Raw genomic sequence first — 19,509 nt, forward strand, 5'->3', positions numbered from 1 at the left:
ACCTGCTTCACTTAGTATTTTTTCCAAATCACACGATTAACATAATCTGTATAACTCAGAACAATACGAGCCACTTTTTCACTTACATTCGGCATGCTGTAATCGGCAACCAAACGCAATAAGCGCTGTTCGTCACGAGGTTGGCTGTCAATAATTGCCAAACCTTGCAATACACGCTCAGCCGTTAAACCGACCATCATCACAGCAGCCTCTTCCATACCTTCTGGGCGTTCATGCGCTTGACGCAAATTCAAGGCGGGGAAGTTTAAAATTGAGGACTCTTCATTGATTGTTCCGCTATCCGACAACGTCGCTTTTGCAGACAGCTGCAGTTTATTATAATCACTGAAACCAAGTGGCTTTAATAACTGTACTAATGGATGGAATGAAACACCCATTTGCTCGATTCGTTTGCGAGTTCGCGGATGTGTAGAAACAATGACTGGATAATTATATTGTTCTGCCACCGCATTCAGCATATCCACCAAATCTAAAAAGTTTTGATCAGAGTTGATGTTTTCTTCACGATGAGCACTGACAACAAAATACTCATGCTCTGTTAGATTAAGCTGCTCAAGTACATTTGAAGATTCAATTTTATGTTTATAGAAGTTTAAAACCTCAAACATCGGACTGCCTGTTTTAATCACCAGATCAGCGGGTAAACCTTCGGCAAGCAGATAATCACGCGCAATCGTACTATAGGTCAAATTGATATCAGCGGTATGGTCGACAATACGTCTATTAATTTCTTCTGGAACACGCATATCAAAGCAGCGGTTTCCTGCTTCCATATGGAATGTCGGAATCTTACGACGTTTTGCTGGAATAACAGCCGTACAGCTATTGGTATCACCTAAAACTAGCAATGCTTCAGGCTGCACCTCTTCCAATACTTTATCTACAGCAATAATCACATTGCCAATGGTTTCTGCACCTGTTAAACCTGCTGCATTCAAAAAATAGTCAGGTTTGCGTATACCAAGATCAGTAAAGAAAATTTCATTTAATTCATAATCATAATTCTGCCCAGTGTGGACAATGATATGGTCAAAATATTGATCACACACTGCCATGACACGTGATAAACGAATAATTTCAGGACGTGTTCCAACAACCGTCATTAATTTTAATTTTTTCACAAAAATAACTCTTTAATTTGAAAGCGGCATTGCAAAAGTATCTGGTTTAGCACGGTCAAATATTTCATTTGCCCAAAGCATGACGACCATTTCATCTTCACCGATATTGGTAATATCATGCGTCCAGCCCGGTACTGTTTCCACAATACGGGGCTCTTCACCCGTAGTTGCTAACTCGTAATACTCACCAGTTGAAATATGCTTGAATTTAAATAATGCCTTACCTTTAATTACTAAGAATTTCTCAGTTTTAGTATGATGGTAATGCCCACCGCGTGTGATGCCCGGATGTGCTGTGAAATATGAAAATTGACCTGCATCTGGTGTCTTCAGCATTTCTACGAAAACGCCACGCTCATCACCATATTTAGGTACAGTATAATCAAACTGAGCTGGTTTTAAGAAACTTAAATACGTTGAGTACAATGCTCGAGTCAGACCAACCCCAACATGATCTGTAATCAATGTTCCTCTTGAAGCTTTAAAGCCGCGAATAGTATCAGCAAGCTTGCCAACTGTAATGCTATATTCAGGCTGAATTTCAAAGCATTCATTCGCTGGATATTTATGATTTAAAATGTCCCAAATTGTTTCTACAACATCATCTATATACACCAAACGAATTGCCGCATTTTCGTCATTGATTTGTATTGGCAGATCATTGGCAATGTTATAGCAAAAGGTTGCAACAGCTGAGTTATAATTTGGTTTTGACCATTTACCAAAAATATTAACCATACGGGAAATATAAATTGGATTGCCATTTTGCTGATTTAATTTATGAAGTGCTTGCTCACCACCTAGTTTACTTTTACCGTAAACATTGTCTCTTTCAGCCTGAATAGAAGACGAAAGGATGATAGGTGTCTGCTTCTGATTTTGACGCAAAATTTTGCAAATTGACTCTGTAAGTGAAACATTACCTTCAATGAACTCTGAATCATGCTGTGGGCGATTCACACCTGCTAAATGTACGATCCAATCTGCATCTAGAACCATATGCTCTAATTGCTGAGCAGTTGAATCTCGATACAGTTTCAATACTTCAACTTCTGGCTTTTCCGCTAAGAATTGAATTAAATTCTTAGCAACAAAACCATTTGCACCTGTAACTAAAATTTTCATGTTATGCCTCAGGATCAATATATTGACCTTGCGTTAAGGCACGAACAAACTCAAGTTTAAGCAGCAGCTTCTTCATGCCTTCTACATCTAAGCGCTCTGTATTATGCGAATTATAGTCTTCAAGCTGGCTAATTTTTAAATCACCATTTTCTACATACTTAGCATAATTTAGATCGCGCTGATCAGCAGGAACACGGAAGTAATTACCCTGATCAAATGCGACTGCCATTTCTTCACGGCTTAACAAAGCTTCATAAGCTTTCTCACCATGACGTGTACCCATAATAACGATTGGATGTTCTGGTACATTTAATAGCTGTGTTAATGATTGTGCTAGAACTTCAATAGTAGCAGCAGGTGCTTTCTGTACAAAGATATCGCCATTTTCGCCATGTTCAAAAGCATAAAGAACCAAATCAACAGCATCATCCAAAGTCATCATAAAACGAGTCATATTTGGATCGGTAATGGTGAGTGATTTACCTTGACGGATTTGATCTACAAATAACGGAATAACCGAACCACGAGATGCCATTACGTTGCCGTAGCGTGTACAGCAAATTGTGGTATCTAAATTTTCTAAATTACGTGATTTAGCCACAATGACTTTTTCCATCATTGCTTTGGAAATCCCCATTGCATTGATTGGATAAACAGCTTTATCTGTACTTAAACATACAATACGTTTCACACGGTTTTGGATCGCAGCTTCCAATACATTTTCTGTACCGAGTACATTGGTTTTCACTGCTTCCATTGGGTGGAATTCACATGATGGAACTTGTTTAAGTGCTGCTGCATGGTAGATATAATCAACACCACGTGTTGCATTTAATACGCTATTATAATCACGTACATCACCAATATAGAACTTCAGCTTAGATGACTGATATTTTTTACGCATATCATCTTGCTTTTTTTCATCACGACTAAAGATTCGAATTTCTTTAATATCCGTTTGTAAAAAGCGTTTTAAAACAGCATTACCAAATGAACCTGTGCCACCTGTAATGAGTAAAATTTTATTTTTAAACATGCGGATGATTTTCCTTATTTAAACAATTTTCGATAACTTGTATATATTTTAACGCACGTTGTCTTGCACTAGAAAAATTTTCTGCGTGTTTTTGAGCGGTTGTTAATCTGATATCCAATTCAATACTATTAGTTTTTCTTAGAAAATCATTGATCACAGCTGCGCAACTTTCCGGATCTGTAGGCTCGAAATAATATGCGAAGTCTAAACAAACATCTTTTATAAAACCTCTATTAGAAGCAAATAAAGGTTTTTTCATGATCATTGCTTCTAAAGGTGTTGCGGAGAAACACTCTAAAAGACTAGGAAATATAATTGCATCCATTTTGTCATAGAAGCTTGGACATTCATTAACTTTAAGTGGACCGATATTTATGACATTTTTTCGAAAATACGAAGATTTATTAGCCCATTCTCCCTCATTAAAAGTTACATAAAAATCAACATCTTGTTTATATTTATTTTTTAAAATCTCTTTTACCTTTGGTAATATATTAGTATTTTTATGAAAATAATCACGACTAATTAAACCAATCTTAATTTTATTAGAAGGCACAATTTTAATTTTTTCCCACTTCTCAGGAGAGAAATAAACATTTGATACAGTATTATAAACAACATCAATATGACTATTTTTAAAAATATTTAGTTCGATTAGACGTTGCTTAACATGCTCCAATTCAACAATACAAAAATCTGATTTTTTAAAAAAATATTTCTGCATAAAAAATTTTATTTTAAATTTTAATTTTTCCAAATTTGATAACATGCTATAACACTCATTATCTGGATAAATAATCCATGGTTGAGCAAAACCAACCACTTTTATTCCTTTTACTGGATGATAACAAGGTCCAAAAATTGTAAAAACGAGATCATAACAATCAAATATTTTTTTGTTTTTTTTATATTTTTTTAAACCATAAATATTATGAACGGTATATTTTTTAAAAAAAACTCTGGCATTTTCATTAATATTTTTATCAACTTCAGATGATACAATGATATCAAAGTTCTTTATTAAATCATTTGGTATCTCCAACAATTCATTAATAAAAGAACTTGCTACCTGCACCCCGCCACCATTATGAAGATTAGATGCATTAATTAAAATATTAGCCATTAAAATTTCCAAATTAAGGTTTATTAAATGAAAGGTAAAACTTATACAAAAAATAAAGTAAAATAAAATAATAAAACAACCTAGTTCCCTCCCTAATAATATACTGGGTATTTAAAAAAACATAGTAAACGAACAAACAAACCATAAAAGAGTAAAACAAACCAAAATTCATTTTTTTAAAAATATAAGTAAAAATAAAACCACACAAAAAATAATATATAAAACAAAATAAAGGCCCAGCATTATAACTCATTGCAATAGCAGGGGTTGGGGCATAAGCATTAAGCCAAGCAGTATTATAAATATAATCTATATCCAAAAAACTACTTGGCAAAGGATTAATACTAATATAAAAAGCTTTCATATCCGAATAGCCATAATCTATAGCATATTGACTAGCGAAAACTGAAAAACTAGAAACATAATTAAATGACTTAAAGAAAATATCAAAGTAGCTACCAAGCTGACTTAAAGCCATAATATTAGGTATTAAACCCTGCATTTCATTACTTCGAAATCCTAGGGATGTTAAGAAAGAAAATAACAATAAAAATATAAAAATTATTTTTGATTTTAGATTAAGTTTAAAACCATTTTTAATATATAACCCAAAATAAAATAAAAATATACACAAAGAAAATATTCTAGAATTCAATGAAAATGGAACTATTAATAATACGAAAAAACAAAAATTTCGAATCACTTTTTTTTCAATATAAGCAATAAGAAAGATTGCCAAAATTAAACTTAATTTATAAAGAATTAAAAACTTATTAACATTTTCAATAATATACCCATTCCTATATATCAATTGCTCAACATTAAATGTAAATATAACTAAAATTAATGATACGAAAAATGACGAATATATATATTTTTTATTTATTTCCATATGGAAATTATCTAAAAATGATGAATTCTTAGTAACTATTTTTTGTCTTTTGCTAGAACCCCAAACATAATTTTTCTTAGCTAATTCAATACCAAAAATAAACCCAAATATCGCTGTTAAGTATGCTAAACCAACACCGTTTAAATTAATCTCATAAGCCATTTGATCTGCAAATGGTATATCATAAGCATATTCAAAATAATTAGCACCTAAGTATGTATACAAAAAAATAAAGGAAAAAAATAAAGGAAATAAATACGTAACATTTTTTTTAAAACAAAAAGATGAAAAAATAAAAATAAAAATAAAAATAAAAATAAAAATAAAAATCATCTTAAACTCACTATAGTTTTTTTAAAAAATTGAACTACAATAAATTTAAAATAAATAAATGATGGATAATTAGTTAGTGTTGCAATATTCATTTTAATATCAAAATCAAAGATTCTATTAATAGTTTGATTTTTAAGATACACTCTATGTTTTTCTTCCAAATTATTTTCATCAGAAATAATAGCTATACTTTCTAAATATTTTTGTAATTTAGAATCTGTAATCCGAAAACCTTCGTGGCTACAATCCACAAAATACGTAAAATTAAAATCCCTTAAAATATAACCTTTTTTTAATAATCTTATCCAACAATCCAAATCCTGTAAACAAGATAGTTTCTCATTAAATCCTTCAATTTTTTGAAGAAATTCTGTTCTTGTAAAAATTTGGTTTCCAATTTCATTACTTACATATAAGTCATTTTGATATATTTTTCTACTTTTAAATAGTTTATTACTTTTTTTAATCCCAAAATCATAATGAAGCGAATATAAAGTACACAGCCCCATACAGTCCCCATTGATTTTATGGCCATTCTTAACAAATAATTCTAATCTTTTTTTATCAAAGTAATCATCATCATCCAATCCTGTTATAAATTCACCTTTTGCATTTTCAATTGCAATATTGCGACTAACACATGCCCCACTGTTTGTTTCTTTCAAGAAAAATCTAACACGTTTATCTTCTTTGGAAACTTGTTTTAAATATTCATGTGTTCCATCAGTCGAACAATCATCTACAATGATAATTTCCAAATTTTGATAGGTCTGATCCTGTACAGATTTCACTGCGCGTTTGAGTAGCTCAACTCGATTAAACGTAGGAATATATACAGTAACTAAAGGTTGATTTTGCATTTATTTAATTCTCACCAAACAAATCACGTGTATATAACTTAGACTGCACTTCTTTCAAATCCTCATTCATACGATTCGCTAAAATCACATCTGAAATATTTAGAAAATCTTTTAAATTATTTTGGACTAAGTACCCTTCATAATTATCAACATTCAATGTTGGTTCATACACAATAACCTCAACATTATATTCTTTTAATTCACGCATAATGTCTTGAATGGCTGAATCACGAAAGTTGTCAGAACCTGCTTTCATTGTTAAACGATAAACACCCACGACATTAGGACGTTTTCTTAAAATTTCTTTAACAATGAATTGCTTACGTGTTTGATTTGAATGAATAATTGCTTGGATTAAATTTTGTGGTACGCCTTTATAGTTTGCTAAAAGTTGTTTGGTATCTTTTGGTAAACAGTATCCACCATAACCAAATGAAGGATTATTGTAATGATTACCAATTCGAGAGTCTAAGCATACACCTTGAACTATATCCAAAGTATTTAGATTATTTTTTTCACAGTAGGTATCTAGCTCATTAAAATAAGCTACACGCATCGCTAAATAAGTATTAGAAAATAACTTTACAGCTTCTGCTTCAGTCGACCCCATGCAACGTGTTGGCGCATTTTTCTCGATTGTTGCATCTAAATAAAGTTGAGCAATCTTTTCACCACGTTCAGATTTTTCACCCACAATAATTCGAGATGGATGCAAATTATCATAAAGTGCCTTTCCTTCACGTAAGAACTCTGGTGCAAATACAATTTGATTGGTTTTAAATTTTTCTTTTAATTGTGCAGTATATCCCACAGGAATTGTGGATTTAATAATAATTGTTGCCGTGCTATTGATCGGTAAAATTTGAGCGATCACACTTTCAATCGATGATGTATCGAAATAATTCGTTTCCGCATCATAATTGGTTGGCGTAGCAACAATAATGTAATCGGCATTTTTATATGCTTCCTCAGCATTTAAAGTGGCGGTTAAAGTCAACTTTTGCTCACTTAACGCTTGTTCAATATAGTCATCTGCTATGGGCGACTTTTTCTGATTAATTAGATCAATACGAGCAGAATTAATATCCAAACTGATGACTTGATACTGCCTCGCAAAAAGAACAGCATTTGACAATCCTACGTAGCCTGTTCCAACGACTGTAATTTTCAAAATATTTATTCCTTTACCAGAAGGTTTATTAATTCGGCTGTTAATCCCAAATTTTCAACTGTTCTACCATCTACACGGAAATCTCTGTTCAATGAGAAGTTAGCTAAATTAATAAGTGATGTAACTAATGGTGTCTCTACGCTTAACAATTTCCCTAAAGATTCTAGTAAAACTAAGCCCTGTGATACATCTTCAGTAATATATCTAGAATTACTAATATCAGGGCCTTTTGGAGAATGATTCATTGCATAATCAAAAAAAGCTGATTTGGAGTCAATTGTGAGATCATGGAAATTCCTGTATTTACATGCATCTACATAACTAAGTATAGGAAGTCCTAAACTTAAAAGTACATTATTTTTTTCTTGGTCTAAATTTTCTACTAAGTTCCAAACACTAGGGGTAAAAACCTCTTTATACATCCAATAATCACCCTTTGAATATTCGATTCTCGGAATACTCATAATTGCACCAATAGTATGTACAATCAGATTAGGGTTATGTAAAGCAGCTTCAAAAATATTTTTGAGATAAACAAAATTGAAATCCAATTGATCAAGTTTTATTCTAGCAGTATCTAAATTTTGTTTTGGATAGATGCCTATAGGATTTCTAACATTTTTAAACAACACTTCAGCCTCACCATTACTTGTAACACGACAATCAATTGGTGAACTTTGTGCTTCTACAATTGTGCATTGTATATTATTTTTTATAAAATATGCAGTTGATGCATATCCAGGTTGGATATAAACCACATCAGTATTAACAATATAAGGTTTTATTTTTTTTACTATTTCCTCATGATAATTTGTTTGAGAACATATAATAATAATATCTCTTTCTTCCAAAAATGCTTCATCATATGAATTAGTGATTTTAGATATACTTACTTTTTTTGACTTACCATCATCTTTATATAATAAAGTATTATTATTTTCAATAATATATTTTGTTTTAACATCAAAATCTCTAGACGAGCTTTTAAGCAAAGAAACTTTATGACCTTTCAATGTTAAATCTGCAGCATATGTAATACCACAATTCCCTGAACCTATAATCAAAATATTCATAAATATTCCTTTAACCTAAATTTAATAAATTACCTAAAAGTAAATCTGTTTTTTTCAACCTATCTCTATCTAATCCTGCTGATGGTGTGAAAGTTAACTCGCCAAAAATCACTTTTCCATTTACATGATAAAAATCAGTTCTTACGAATTTAAAGTCTGATGAAAGCTTATATGCATATTTTTTCATCTCATCAAATGCAATTGGTTTTTCTATTTTTATGTTTTGATTAATTGCATCCAAAGAATCATTACTTAAAGGAGCTAAATTCCAATCCATATCAAAGTAATAAAATTTAGTTTCTGCATTTTTACGACCTTGACAAAGCATTACATATTTCGGCACTCCATCAAAACAGTAAAACTTGTAGTCATCTGGAAATTGCCCCAATTCGTTAACTAAGAACTCCTCGCAAATAATTTTTCTAGGAATTTTTTTATAGTGTGGCTCTGCACTAAACAATGAAAAATCGGTTTTCATCCAGTCATCAAGTTTTAACTTAATATTTTTTCGATCTAATTGATTTTTATCTTCAACAATAATGTTAAAGCCTGCACCGTGATTACATTTTAATGCGAATTTTTCAGGCAATTTATCAAAGTCAATTTCTTCAAAATTATTATAATTAGCAATCAAAGGATTTAGAATTTCTGAACAACCTTTTTCAGCAACATACTCTCTAACTAAATATTTATCTGCACATTTAGTATAGATATTTTTATGGTATTCATTAAACTTAAGCCATTGAATTTTTTCATTCAATGTTTTTACTTTACTCTTTGACAAAAACAACCATCTTTTAAAAATAAATAAAAAAAGAATTTTTGTATGTAGTTTTGGAGAGATTAATGATAAAAATCTGAGATATTTCATTTGAATAACTTACCCGATAGAATATTTGCATGCATTTTTAAAATAATTGAATTTTTAAAAAAATAATTCGCTATTGTTAACGAAATAAGTTCAATCATTACAAAACAAATTACTGCGCCAAAAACACCATATTGAAGAATTAAAAAATATGACATTAACACACTTAAAATAGCCATAATAAACATTTTTATAGCTAAATATTTATAAGCATTAAATACAATCATATAACGATAACTAATTGTACCCAGTGCTGACAATGCTGTACCAATAACAATATAAGGAAGTAAATTTGACGATAGACTATATTCAGCCCCATATAGCCATGCAACGATCCATTCGCCTAACCAAAATACACCTAAGAGTGCACAACCTGAAATTAGAAGAACAATAATATGTAATTGCTTTAAAATCTTTTGTTGAGCTTCAAATTGCCTTTCTTCATAAATTTTGGAAAAAAAACTTGTAATTAAAGCAAGATTTACAAAACCCCATGCTCCACCTAAAGTCATGGCCACGTTATAAATAGCTAATTCTGAAAATGATACAAACTTCGCTAAAAATATATTTGAAATTTGTGTATAAAATACAATCGAAAGCGTTGAAAAAACTAAACTACTACCCGTTAAAAATAAATATTTATTATATTTTTGCGTATGTGCAACATAAATTTTCTTGTTTTTCTGATGGTAATAAATTTTTCTGAGTAAATATGGAATAAATGCAATTATAACAATTGGATAAACCATAGTGTAAGGCTCAGCTTCAAAAAACACCAGCAAAAACCTTAAAATTAATGCTGCAGCTAAACCAATGGTGTTTGATATAGCATTCACATAGGATATTAACTGACTATTATTATAAGTCGTGTAAAAATCACTCACTACAAAATAGCTTGCTATAAAATTGCCTATACCAAATATAAATGTGAGCGGATCTGTATACAGCCATAAATAAAAAAGAGCGATTACAGACACTAACACACAAAAAAATTGTCGCATTTTTTGTGTGGATATAGCTAGCTTCAATCCAGATTGAGCATTTTGGCTAAATCTTTTAAATAAAATATTTTGAGCACCAAACCATGCCAAAGTCTGTACGAATAAAAAGATAGAAGTGGTGAAAGCCAATTTACCAAAATTTTCAGGCCCAATATATTTGGCCATTAATGCATTCACAAAAATTAAACCAAAAATGGATATCACTTTTTCAAGCATCATCCATAAGGAATTAGAAAAAATCTTTTTAGAAAAAACTTGCATTTCAGACTTCTAATCCTATTAATGGCCTAACTCATCTACTTAGATATAATTAGTAAGAGTTCACTTACAGATTTCCACACATTATAGTAAAAACCATCTTTGTTGTCTTTGTTTTTTGACAAAACCCATGTTTTAGTGTTGTTTTTTAACATTATGAATGTACAAATCCATCTACATAAATTCTTAATATCCTCATAAGTTGAGCTTTATTTTCATCGGTCATGATCTCATTAAATTCATTATAAACATTCGATATTTCACTATGTTTATAAAATTTCTCAAAAGACTTTAAAATCCTCTCATGCCCTGTTTTTTCCACATTATCAGCATCAATTAACAACTCTTCATATAATTTTTCACCCGGACGTAGACCTGTAAATTGTATCTCAATATCACCTAGCCCATTTTCATCGATTGCTCGAAAACCACTCAAACGAATCATTTGTTTAGCTAAGTCTACTATTTTAACTGACTCGCCCATATCCAGCAAAAATACATCACCGCCTGTCCCCATCGCACCTGCCTGAATCACGAGCTGAGCTGCTTCAGGAATCGTCATAAAATAACGCGTGACTTCTGGGTGCGTTACTGTAACAGGCCCGCCTTGAGCAATCTGCTTTTTAAACAAAGGGACAACAGAACCTGACGAACCAAGTACATTGCCAAAGCGTACAATACTAATTTGCGTTTTTGGATTCGTCGACGCTAGGCCCTGACAATACAATTCTGCCATACGTTTGGAGGCACCCATGACATTGGTTGGACGTACCGCTTTATCTGTTGAAATTAAAACAAAAGTTTCAACATTTTGATTCACCGCTGCATCTACACTACGCTGTGTGCCAATGGAGGTATTATAAATACCTTCAAATGGGTTTGCTTCAACAAGTGGTACGTGTTTATAAGCCGCAGCATGATATACGGTCTGTACCGCATACTGTTGCAATATACGTTCCAGTTTTGACTGATTGGTGACAGAACCAAGCACAGGTACAACAGACACATTAGATGCCTGCAATTCACGGTCTATCGAATACAAAGCAAATTCAGACATTTCAAACAGCACCAGCAATTTCGGCTGATGTTTCACGATCTGACGGCAAAGTTCAGAGCCAATCGACCCTCCTGCCCCTGTCACCATGACCACTTTATTTTTAATATTTTTTTCTAACAATTCAGGTTTCGGTGGTACAGGATCACGGCCAAGTAAATCAATAATATCCACTTCACGAATATCAGAGACTTGCACTTGACCATCCACCAGTTGCGTTACCCCTGGCAGTTCCATAATTTTGACATCTGCCGTATCAAAAGACTCAATAATTTCTTTTTTACGGGTTCGACCGACAGAAGGCATTGCCAATAAAACTTCCTCAATACCGAATTTCCCAAGTTTCGCTTGCGCTTTTTTCGGTGAGTAAATCTTTAAACCGCTTAATGATTGCCCTTGTAAAGAGCGTTTATCATCGATAAAACACACCGGTAAATAATCATCTGAACGGTTTAGCGCTGCTGCAATTTGCTGACCTGCCAGCCCTGCGCCATAAATCGCCACACGTTTACGGCTTTGTTTTTTAGCAAAGGTTTTAAGAGTAGCGTAGCGAATAACAGCACGGCTCCACCACATGTATGAAAACAGCATAAAGCCATACATCAGTGGAATACTCATGGGAATAAATGCGACATTCAGTTTCTTAATGCTGTACAGCACTACAATTTGTATAAATGTCCCGATTAATATCCGCAGTAAATAGTCTTCATTAAAAGAACGGACAATTGCGCGGTAAATCCCAAGTAAAGCAAAAATTGCAATGCCGAAAATACCGACATAGATATACCAAGCGTCTAAGCCTTGCATGACCTGTACATTCGGACGCGCCAAACGAATGGCATATGCCAGCCACATCATCAACGGTAAAACACAGATATCCATCAGCACCAAAACAATTTGCTTTTGGCGACGCGGTAATGATGCTATAGAACGGATAAAGTCTTTCACAACGTGCTCGAATCAGGTCAAGGGAATATTCGCGCCTAATATTATACGCGCTTTTCAGGTTTAGATTTTTGCGATGACTTGCGTAATAGCATCCACTGTTTTTTGCATGCTGGCATCCGACAATGTTGGATGTACAAGGAACATCAAACTGCTTTCACCGAGTTGTTTTGCTTGTGGCAATGATTGTTTTGGACGCCACGCTGTGCCATCAAAGGCTTTTTCTAAATACACTTCTGAGCATGAACCGCTAAAGCATGGAACAGCTTGAGATGAAATTTCCGCCATGATGCGGTCACGTGACCAGCCGTCGGGTAAAGCATCAACATTGACTTGCACATAGCATTTATAAGCGGCATGTACATAATCGTTTGACGGTTTCGCTACGGTAAAATAAGGGCTACTTTCAAATACGGCTTGGATACGCGCCATATTAGTATTACGTTTTGCCGTCCATTCAGACATTTGTTTGAGTTGCAGACGACCAATCACAGCTTGCATTTCCATCATACGCCAATTGGTACCAAATGAATCATGCAACCAACGGAAGCCCGGTGGATGTTGCTTGTTATACACGCTATCAAAGTTTTTACCGTGATCTTTATACGACCACATTGTTTTCCACAGACTCTCGTCATTGGTAGTGACCATACCGCCTTCACCACCCGTGCTCATAATCTTGTCTTGGCAGAATGACCACGCCCCAATATGACCAATTGAACCTGCCGATTTACCTTTGTACATCGCGCCATGTGCTTGAGCGCAATCTTCAATCACGAAGATGCCTTTTTCCTCAGCCAATTGCATGATCGGATCCATATCACACATCCACCCTGCCAAATGCACACAAATAATGGCTTTGGTATTTGGAGTGATGACTGCTTCAATTGTACGGCGTGAGATATTCTGTGAATCCAGTTCAACATCAGCAAAAATAGGATTGGCACCTGCGGTGACAATTGAACTTGCTGAAGCTAAGAAGGTCCGTGAAGTGACAATCACATCATCACCTGCACCAATACCCAAAGCTTTGAGGGCTAAATCGAGTGCTACTGTACCATTGGCAACGGCAACTGCATGTTTGGTTCCTGCAAACTGTGCAAATTCCTTTTCGAATTCACGGCATTCCTGACCTGTCCAATAATTTACTTTATTGGATAATAGGACCTTTGACACCGCATCGGCTTCTACTTGGGTAAAGCTTGGCCAAGGCTCAAATGCACTGTTTAACATGGAGTTTTCCCAGTCTAAAAATCGAGTTTAAAAATCTATTTTGAAGTCAGAATTCGGGCGGGATTACCCACCACGGTGACGCCTGCGGGTACACTTTTGGTCACGACAGCACCCATACCCACAATCGCACCTGCACCAATCACTAAAGGCTGATCAGGTGTGCCCTGCTTAATCATCGCACCCGCACCAATATAGGCATGTGCATGTATATGAATATTGCCGTTACATTTTACGCCTGGTGCGAAAGTAACGAAATCCCCAATCACACAATCATGCTCGACATAACTGTATAAATTGGCATGAAAACACTTGCCGATTTTGACATTTGAGCCAATGGTGACAAAGGGACTCAAAGCAGAACCTTCAGCGAGTTCTATCTGATCCATTAAAACCACATTGTCCGCAGTGATCGACCAAAGCTGAATGCCATCCGCTTCTAAACGCTGAGCGATTTTTTCACGCACACGACTATTGGCAATCGCAATTTGCACGTATTTTGTCGATGCAAATTCATTTAGAAACGCTTGGTAATTCATGGCACGATGACCATTGACTGAAGCAATGTCTGTTAAAGCATCATCGATAAAGATAATTTCAGACGCATCACCTTGACGTGCCAATTGCTGACGCGCGACAGGCATCAGGCTACGCCCACAACCTGAAGCCCCATAAATCGCATAGAGTGTTGTCATTATTTTTGTTCCGGTGTGCCGGTAAATTTAGTCGTGGTGGCTTCACCTTCGGCACTGATATCATCCTTGGCAATCACTTTTTTCACGGTTTTTAACATGATTTTAAAATCCAGCCATAAAGACTGATTTTCCACATACCAAGTATCGAGTTCAAACTTTTTTTCCCATGAAATGGCATTACGACCATTCACTTGAGCATGTCCTGTGATGCCCGGACGCACGTTATGACGTTTGGCCTGCTCACGATTATAGAGCGGTAAATATTCCATCAATAATGGTCGTGGTCCGACAATACTCATATCGCCTTTAATCACATTCCACAGTTCAGGCATTTCATCCAAACTGGTGGCACGCAGCATTTTACCAAATGCGGTCAGACGCTCACTGTCTGGTAATGGATTGCCATCGAGATCGAGTGCATCTTTCATAGTGCGAAACTTCACCATTTCAAAAGGCTTACCATGCAGACCCGGACGTAGCTGACGGAATAAAACAGGAGAACCTAAATTCTTTTTCACCTTATAAGCCACCAAAGCATAAACAGGAGACAGCAGCACCAGCGCAGATGATGCAATAACAATATCCAATAAACGCTTTAACATGGTTCACTCTTAAGATTAGATGAAGATAGGGGAATGGTATCCATTTATAGCAATGATTATACCCTGTTCGAGACCATCAGATTTGTAAAATATTTCAACCGTCAAAGGGACTCAAGTATTGCCCATTCCAAAAGATCCCGAAAATATAGTCGTTTAGAGATCGGTCCAACGACGATTAACTGCATGACCCGGATTATTCATGCTGATCACCTTCGCGTAGTTTCCCACCGCTGTTGCATTTTCAGGAATATCTTTGGTCACAACGCTGCCCGCACCGATAGTGGCATTATTGCCAATTTTGACATGCTCAATGATGCAAACATTCGGCCCAATATAAACATTGTCTCCAATGTCTGCTGCTTGACGGCCGCCATTGGCACCAATCGTTGTAAATTGCGATAAATTTACATTATTGCCAAGCACAGTCGTAGGGTTAACAACCAGCGGCCCGCCATGACCAATAAACAGACCATATCCAATTTGAGTTGTGGTATGAATATCTATGCCGTACTGCTTTTTTTTATAATAATAAATGGGATAAGCCAACTTTGCCCAAAATGATTTTGCACTGGCCAAACGCAGCCAAAATGAAAAATTAAAACCACGATTGAAAAAATAAGTTTTCAAAAATGATTTAAAACCAAGATTGCCCGTATAACGGTATAAATCACTTTTTATATATTTTAAAGTCATCTGGATCGCCTCTTAAATTGGGTGAATCGCCTTTAATGGATACCCATTTCAGCCATCATGTGCTTATTCACTTGATGCACATCATATTTATTCAGCGCAATTTCTCGCGAACGCTGTCCCATATACTCAATCAGTTTTGGATCTTCAATAAAGTATTGCATGCATTGCACCAAATCATTGACTGATTTCACCGCAACCAAATAGCCATTTACACCATTGGTAACGGTTTCACGACAGCCCGGCGCATCGGTGGTAATCACAGCACGACCCATTGCCATCGCCTCTAATACCGTACGTGGCGTGCCTTCACGATAAGATGGCAACACATACACTGAGCATTCTGCAATTGCAGGACGGACATCACTGAGTTTGCCCCAATAGTTGAGGCGATCATCGGCAATCCATTCATCGAGTTCGGCTTTAGAAATAGCTGATGGATTATCATCAATCCAACCGACCAAATGAAATTCCGATTCAGGATATTGTGCTTTGATGATGCGCGCCGATTCAGCGTATTCGCGCACACCTTTATCACCCAAAAGCCGTGCAATAAGTAAAAATGAGGCTTTGACCTGCCCTTGTTCATTTTTGGGTAAAGGCATGACATCAAAGTCTTGCACATTCACCCCTGAACCATTCACCACCACAGTTGGTTTATTGGCATCAAGCAAATGCATGTCTTGGAATAGCTTTAAATCGTCTGGGTTTTGAAAAAAGACTTTATCGCTACGTTTGAGCGCTTGTGCATATAAGCCATGCACCAACTTTTGAAACAGACTACGCTTGCCAGAATCCACATTTTGAAAGGCATAGCCCAGACCTGTAATTAAAGCAAAACGATGCGGTACTTTCGCAAGCCATCCAGCCAGCGTGCCATAAATCACAGGTTTAATAGTATAAGACAGCACATACTCAGGCTGAATTTGACGGATCTTCTGATAGAGATGTTTTAACAGTTTTAAATCCGACAGCGGATTGGTGCCTGTGCGCTGCATGGGAATTTCATGCAGATGATAGCCAAGGGCTTGCAGTTTTTGCTGTTCTTCAGGGAATAATGCGAACTCAGGTGCCATGATGTGAATTTCATAACCTCGGGCAGAAATCGCTTCTAATAACTTGCCACGAAAATTGAGTACCGATGGCAAAAAACTGCTGATCATCAGAAATTTCAACGGCTTTGCTCCCAAACTTGCATATATTGCTGACTCACTTTCTCAATACTGAAATGTGCTTCTACGCGCTCACGCACGGCTTGTTTCAATTGCAATCTTTCATCATTGCTTTGCTGCACATAATTTAAAATTGCTTGCACCAATACAGCCGAATTGCGCGGCGGTACAATTTCGCCAAGCTCTTGCACAATATATTGCGCATCACCAACATCGGTACTGATACAAGGCAAACCTGATGCCATGGCTTCGACCAACACATTCGGAAAACCTTCGGTAATTGAAGTCATGAGGAATGCATCAATCGATTGATAAAAAGCAGGCATATCTGAGATTTGGTCAAGTAACTGGACTTTTTGACTATCCAATTGATATTGATCGAATAAAGCCTTTACTTCAGGATTCTCTAAACTCGCGCCGCTACCTGCAATTTTAAAGATGATGTCTTGATCCTTGAGTAAGCCCATCGTTTCAAACAAATAGGGGTAGCCTTTGGCCGTGTGATAACGCCCTGCAAAACCAATCACGATTGGTTCATGCAATTGGGGATTAGGCTGAAATTTATCGAGAAACACGCCATTGGCAATCACTTGGCTATTGCCATTTTTAAAGCCGAAGGCCTGATGCTGCTGCATAGACGAATGCGCACAATAAATAATAGCACTGGCTTGCTGTGACAGTATTTTGCTTATGCCCAAGGCAATCTTGGTGCTGATTGATTCATCTTTAGGAGAAGCAAGAGAATGATGAATACCCCATACGACCTTTGGTTTTTTCGCTAAACCGATAACACTGAGACTGGTCAATGCATTGGCATGGTACATCCAGCATTGCACCGTTGCGGGCTGTAGATTTTTGAGTAATGCGCGCAGCTTACTCATCGTACTCAGCGTATTTAAACCATTCCAACCGAGCGCATAATGCGACTGACAACGCTCTAAAGTACTTTGATATACCTTGGAAGTTTTCATCAGTGCAATGATCACGTGCTGATAGTCATGTTCAGTTTGCTGAATTAAGCGTGCCAACATCATTTCGGCACCCCCCACGCCTGCAAAGTTGGTGATCACATGTACCATCAACGGTTTGCTCATGTTGCAGACTCCATCATGTTTAAGTACTGCTTCAATACCGTTGCCTTGTGGAATTTCTGAATATGCGCTTCAAAATCAGCTTCTTGATATCGCACATAATCTGCAAATATCGCTTGCTGCATCGCATGGGTTAAACCTGCTTGATCATTACATTCAACCAATAAACCAAACTTAGAGTTTTCTAGAATTTCCATTGGTCCACTTGGACAGTTGGTACTCACCACTTTCACTTTAGAGGCTAAGGCTTGAATAAGTACACCCGGCAAGCCTTCCCAATTCGAGCTTAAAACAAACAGGAATGCATATTTAAAATAGGCATACGGGTTTGAATCAAAGCCAGGTAAATCCACGACATCTTTTAAACCTAAGTCAGATACCAAAGCTTCAAACTCTGCACGCAGTTCGCCCTCACCTAAAATCAATAATCGGGTTTCAGGATGCTGATCATGCAAGGCTTTAAAGGAGCGGATCAGAAAACCAAAGTTCTTTGCTTCAGTGAGACGCCCCACTGCCAAAATCACTTTATGGTCACCATTTAAAAATTTGTGTGTGACTGGCGCTTTGAGTTTTTCAAAATAGGCATCGTCCAATACAGGGTTATAAATCGTGCTCAGATTATTATTTTTATAGCCATAATATTCACGAAAATCGGCTTCAACCCCTTTGGAAACACAGACCACTTGCTGTGCCATGGGATAAGTCCAATTCACCAAAGTTTTCAGCAAAAATTTGGCAAGACCTTGCAATTTTAAGTTTTTGGACGGCGTAGATACTTCACGGAAGATTAATCGCGTTTTAACACCTGCGAGTCTTTTCGCAATACCTGCCACAATATTGGTGTGGGTTTGCGTTGCGACTAAGCAGTCGTATTGCTCAGCTTTCATTTTTATTTTTAAAGGCGTGATGCTATTCATCACCCGACCGCAATTAAAATTCACCAATTGAATTTTCGGGCTGACTTCAGGCAACAGCTTAGCTTTATCACCTGTGACATTACACACGCCCAAATGAATATTTAGACCTTGTTCCGCAAAGCTGTTGGCGAGTTGAATGACTGTACGTTCTGCACCGCCACCGCCCAAGCTCGGCAAAAAGAACATGACTTTATTCAACATATGCAGACCTAAATTTTAAAATGGGAGAAT

General features: G+C 35.9%; 18 protein-coding genes. All 18 read right to left on the reverse strand.

What is annotated here, in order from left to right:
• Positions 1 to 11 precede the first annotated feature (11 nt).
• Entirely contained in the window at positions 12 to 1,142 is a 1,131-nt protein-coding gene (wecB, locus tag FTU65_RS07370) for a non-hydrolyzing UDP-N-acetylglucosamine 2-epimerase (protein ID WP_180008005.1), read from the reverse strand.
• 12 nt (positions 1,143 to 1,154) lie between these two features.
• Entirely contained in the window at positions 1,155 to 2,267 is a 1,113-nt protein-coding gene (locus FTU65_RS07375; protein ID WP_180066569.1) for an NAD-dependent epimerase/dehydratase family protein, read from the reverse strand.
• Position 2,268: 1 nt separating this feature from the next.
• The gene (locus tag FTU65_RS07380; protein WP_180066571.1) at positions 2,269 to 3,303 is read right to left on the reverse strand and encodes a polysaccharide biosynthesis protein; all 1,035 of its coding nucleotides are present in this window, start codon (positions 3,301 to 3,303) and stop codon (positions 2,269 to 2,271) included.
• On the reverse strand, positions 3,296 to 4,426 hold the full coding sequence (locus tag FTU65_RS07385; protein WP_180066573.1) for a glycosyltransferase: 1,131 nt from the start codon (positions 4,424 to 4,426) through the stop codon (positions 3,296 to 3,298). Before FTU65_RS07385 ends, FTU65_RS07380 begins: the two co-directional genes overlap by 8 nt.
• A gap of 13 nt (positions 4,427 to 4,439) precedes the next feature.
• Positions 4,440 to 5,651, reverse strand: coding sequence for a hypothetical protein (locus FTU65_RS07390; protein ID WP_180066575.1), 1,212 nt, complete (start codon positions 5,649 to 5,651; stop codon positions 4,440 to 4,442).
• On the reverse strand, positions 5,648 to 6,511 hold the full coding sequence (locus FTU65_RS07395; RefSeq protein WP_180066577.1) for a glycosyltransferase: 864 nt from the start codon (positions 6,509 to 6,511) through the stop codon (positions 5,648 to 5,650). The genes FTU65_RS07390 and FTU65_RS07395 overlap by 4 nt, the downstream gene beginning before the upstream one ends.
• Before the next feature lie 4 nt (positions 6,512 to 6,515).
• Positions 6,516 to 7,682: a nucleotide sugar dehydrogenase gene (locus FTU65_RS07400; RefSeq protein ID WP_180066579.1), complete on the reverse strand. Its 1,167-nt coding sequence runs from the start codon at positions 7,680 to 7,682 to the stop codon at positions 6,516 to 6,518.
• Between the two features lie 5 nt (positions 7,683 to 7,687).
• Positions 7,688 to 8,755, reverse strand: coding sequence for an NAD/NADP octopine/nopaline dehydrogenase family protein (locus FTU65_RS07405; protein ID WP_180066581.1), 1,068 nt, complete (start codon positions 8,753 to 8,755; stop codon positions 7,688 to 7,690).
• 10 nt (positions 8,756 to 8,765) lie between these two features.
• The gene (locus FTU65_RS07410; RefSeq protein ID WP_180066583.1) at positions 8,766 to 9,626 is read right to left on the reverse strand and encodes an ATP-grasp fold amidoligase family protein; all 861 of its coding nucleotides are present in this window, start codon (positions 9,624 to 9,626) and stop codon (positions 8,766 to 8,768) included.
• Positions 9,623 to 10,885, reverse strand: coding sequence for an oligosaccharide flippase family protein (locus FTU65_RS07415; protein WP_180066585.1), 1,263 nt, complete (start codon positions 10,883 to 10,885; stop codon positions 9,623 to 9,625). Before FTU65_RS07415 ends, FTU65_RS07410 begins: the two co-directional genes overlap by 4 nt.
• A gap of 151 nt (positions 10,886 to 11,036) precedes the next feature.
• Positions 11,037 to 12,884, reverse strand: a complete 1,848-nt coding sequence (locus tag FTU65_RS07420; RefSeq protein ID WP_180066587.1) for a nucleoside-diphosphate sugar epimerase/dehydratase — start codon at positions 12,882 to 12,884, stop codon at positions 11,037 to 11,039.
• A 60-nt stretch (positions 12,885 to 12,944) separates the two neighbouring features.
• Positions 12,945 to 14,114 (reverse strand): DegT/DnrJ/EryC1/StrS aminotransferase family protein, encoded by a 1,170-nt coding sequence (locus tag FTU65_RS07425; protein ID WP_180066589.1) that lies wholly within the window; start codon positions 14,112 to 14,114, stop codon positions 12,945 to 12,947.
• 35 nt (positions 14,115 to 14,149) lie between these two features.
• Complete coding sequence (locus FTU65_RS07430; protein ID WP_180066591.1) at positions 14,150 to 14,806, reverse strand: NeuD/PglB/VioB family sugar acetyltransferase; 657 nt, start codon at positions 14,804 to 14,806, stop codon at positions 14,150 to 14,152.
• Positions 14,806 to 15,408 carry a sugar transferase gene (locus FTU65_RS07435; RefSeq protein ID WP_180066592.1) on the reverse strand — a complete coding sequence of 201 codons (603 nt, stop codon included), beginning with the start codon at positions 15,406 to 15,408 and terminating at the stop codon, positions 14,806 to 14,808. The genes FTU65_RS07430 and FTU65_RS07435 overlap by 1 nt, the downstream gene beginning before the upstream one ends.
• Positions 15,409 to 15,561: 153 nt before the next feature.
• Entirely contained in the window at positions 15,562 to 16,101 is a 540-nt protein-coding gene (locus FTU65_RS07440; protein WP_180066594.1) for a serine O-acetyltransferase, read from the reverse strand.
• A gap of 32 nt (positions 16,102 to 16,133) precedes the next feature.
• Positions 16,134 to 17,273 carry a glycosyltransferase family 4 protein gene (locus FTU65_RS07445; RefSeq protein ID WP_180066596.1) on the reverse strand — a complete coding sequence of 380 codons (1,140 nt, stop codon included), beginning with the start codon at positions 17,271 to 17,273 and terminating at the stop codon, positions 16,134 to 16,136.
• Complete coding sequence (locus FTU65_RS07450) at positions 17,270 to 18,364, reverse strand: glycosyltransferase (protein WP_180066597.1); 1,095 nt, start codon at positions 18,362 to 18,364, stop codon at positions 17,270 to 17,272. Before FTU65_RS07450 ends, FTU65_RS07445 begins: the two co-directional genes overlap by 4 nt.
• Positions 18,361 to 19,479 (reverse strand): glycosyltransferase, encoded by a 1,119-nt coding sequence (locus FTU65_RS07455; protein ID WP_180066599.1) that lies wholly within the window; start codon positions 19,477 to 19,479, stop codon positions 18,361 to 18,363. Before FTU65_RS07455 ends, FTU65_RS07450 begins: the two co-directional genes overlap by 4 nt.
• Positions 19,480 to 19,509: the final 30 nt, after the last annotated feature.

The sequence above is a fragment of the Acinetobacter sp. YH12129 genome, from assembly GCF_013418685.1.
Taxonomy (GTDB): Bacteria; Pseudomonadota; Gammaproteobacteria; order Pseudomonadales; family Moraxellaceae; genus Acinetobacter; species Acinetobacter amyesii.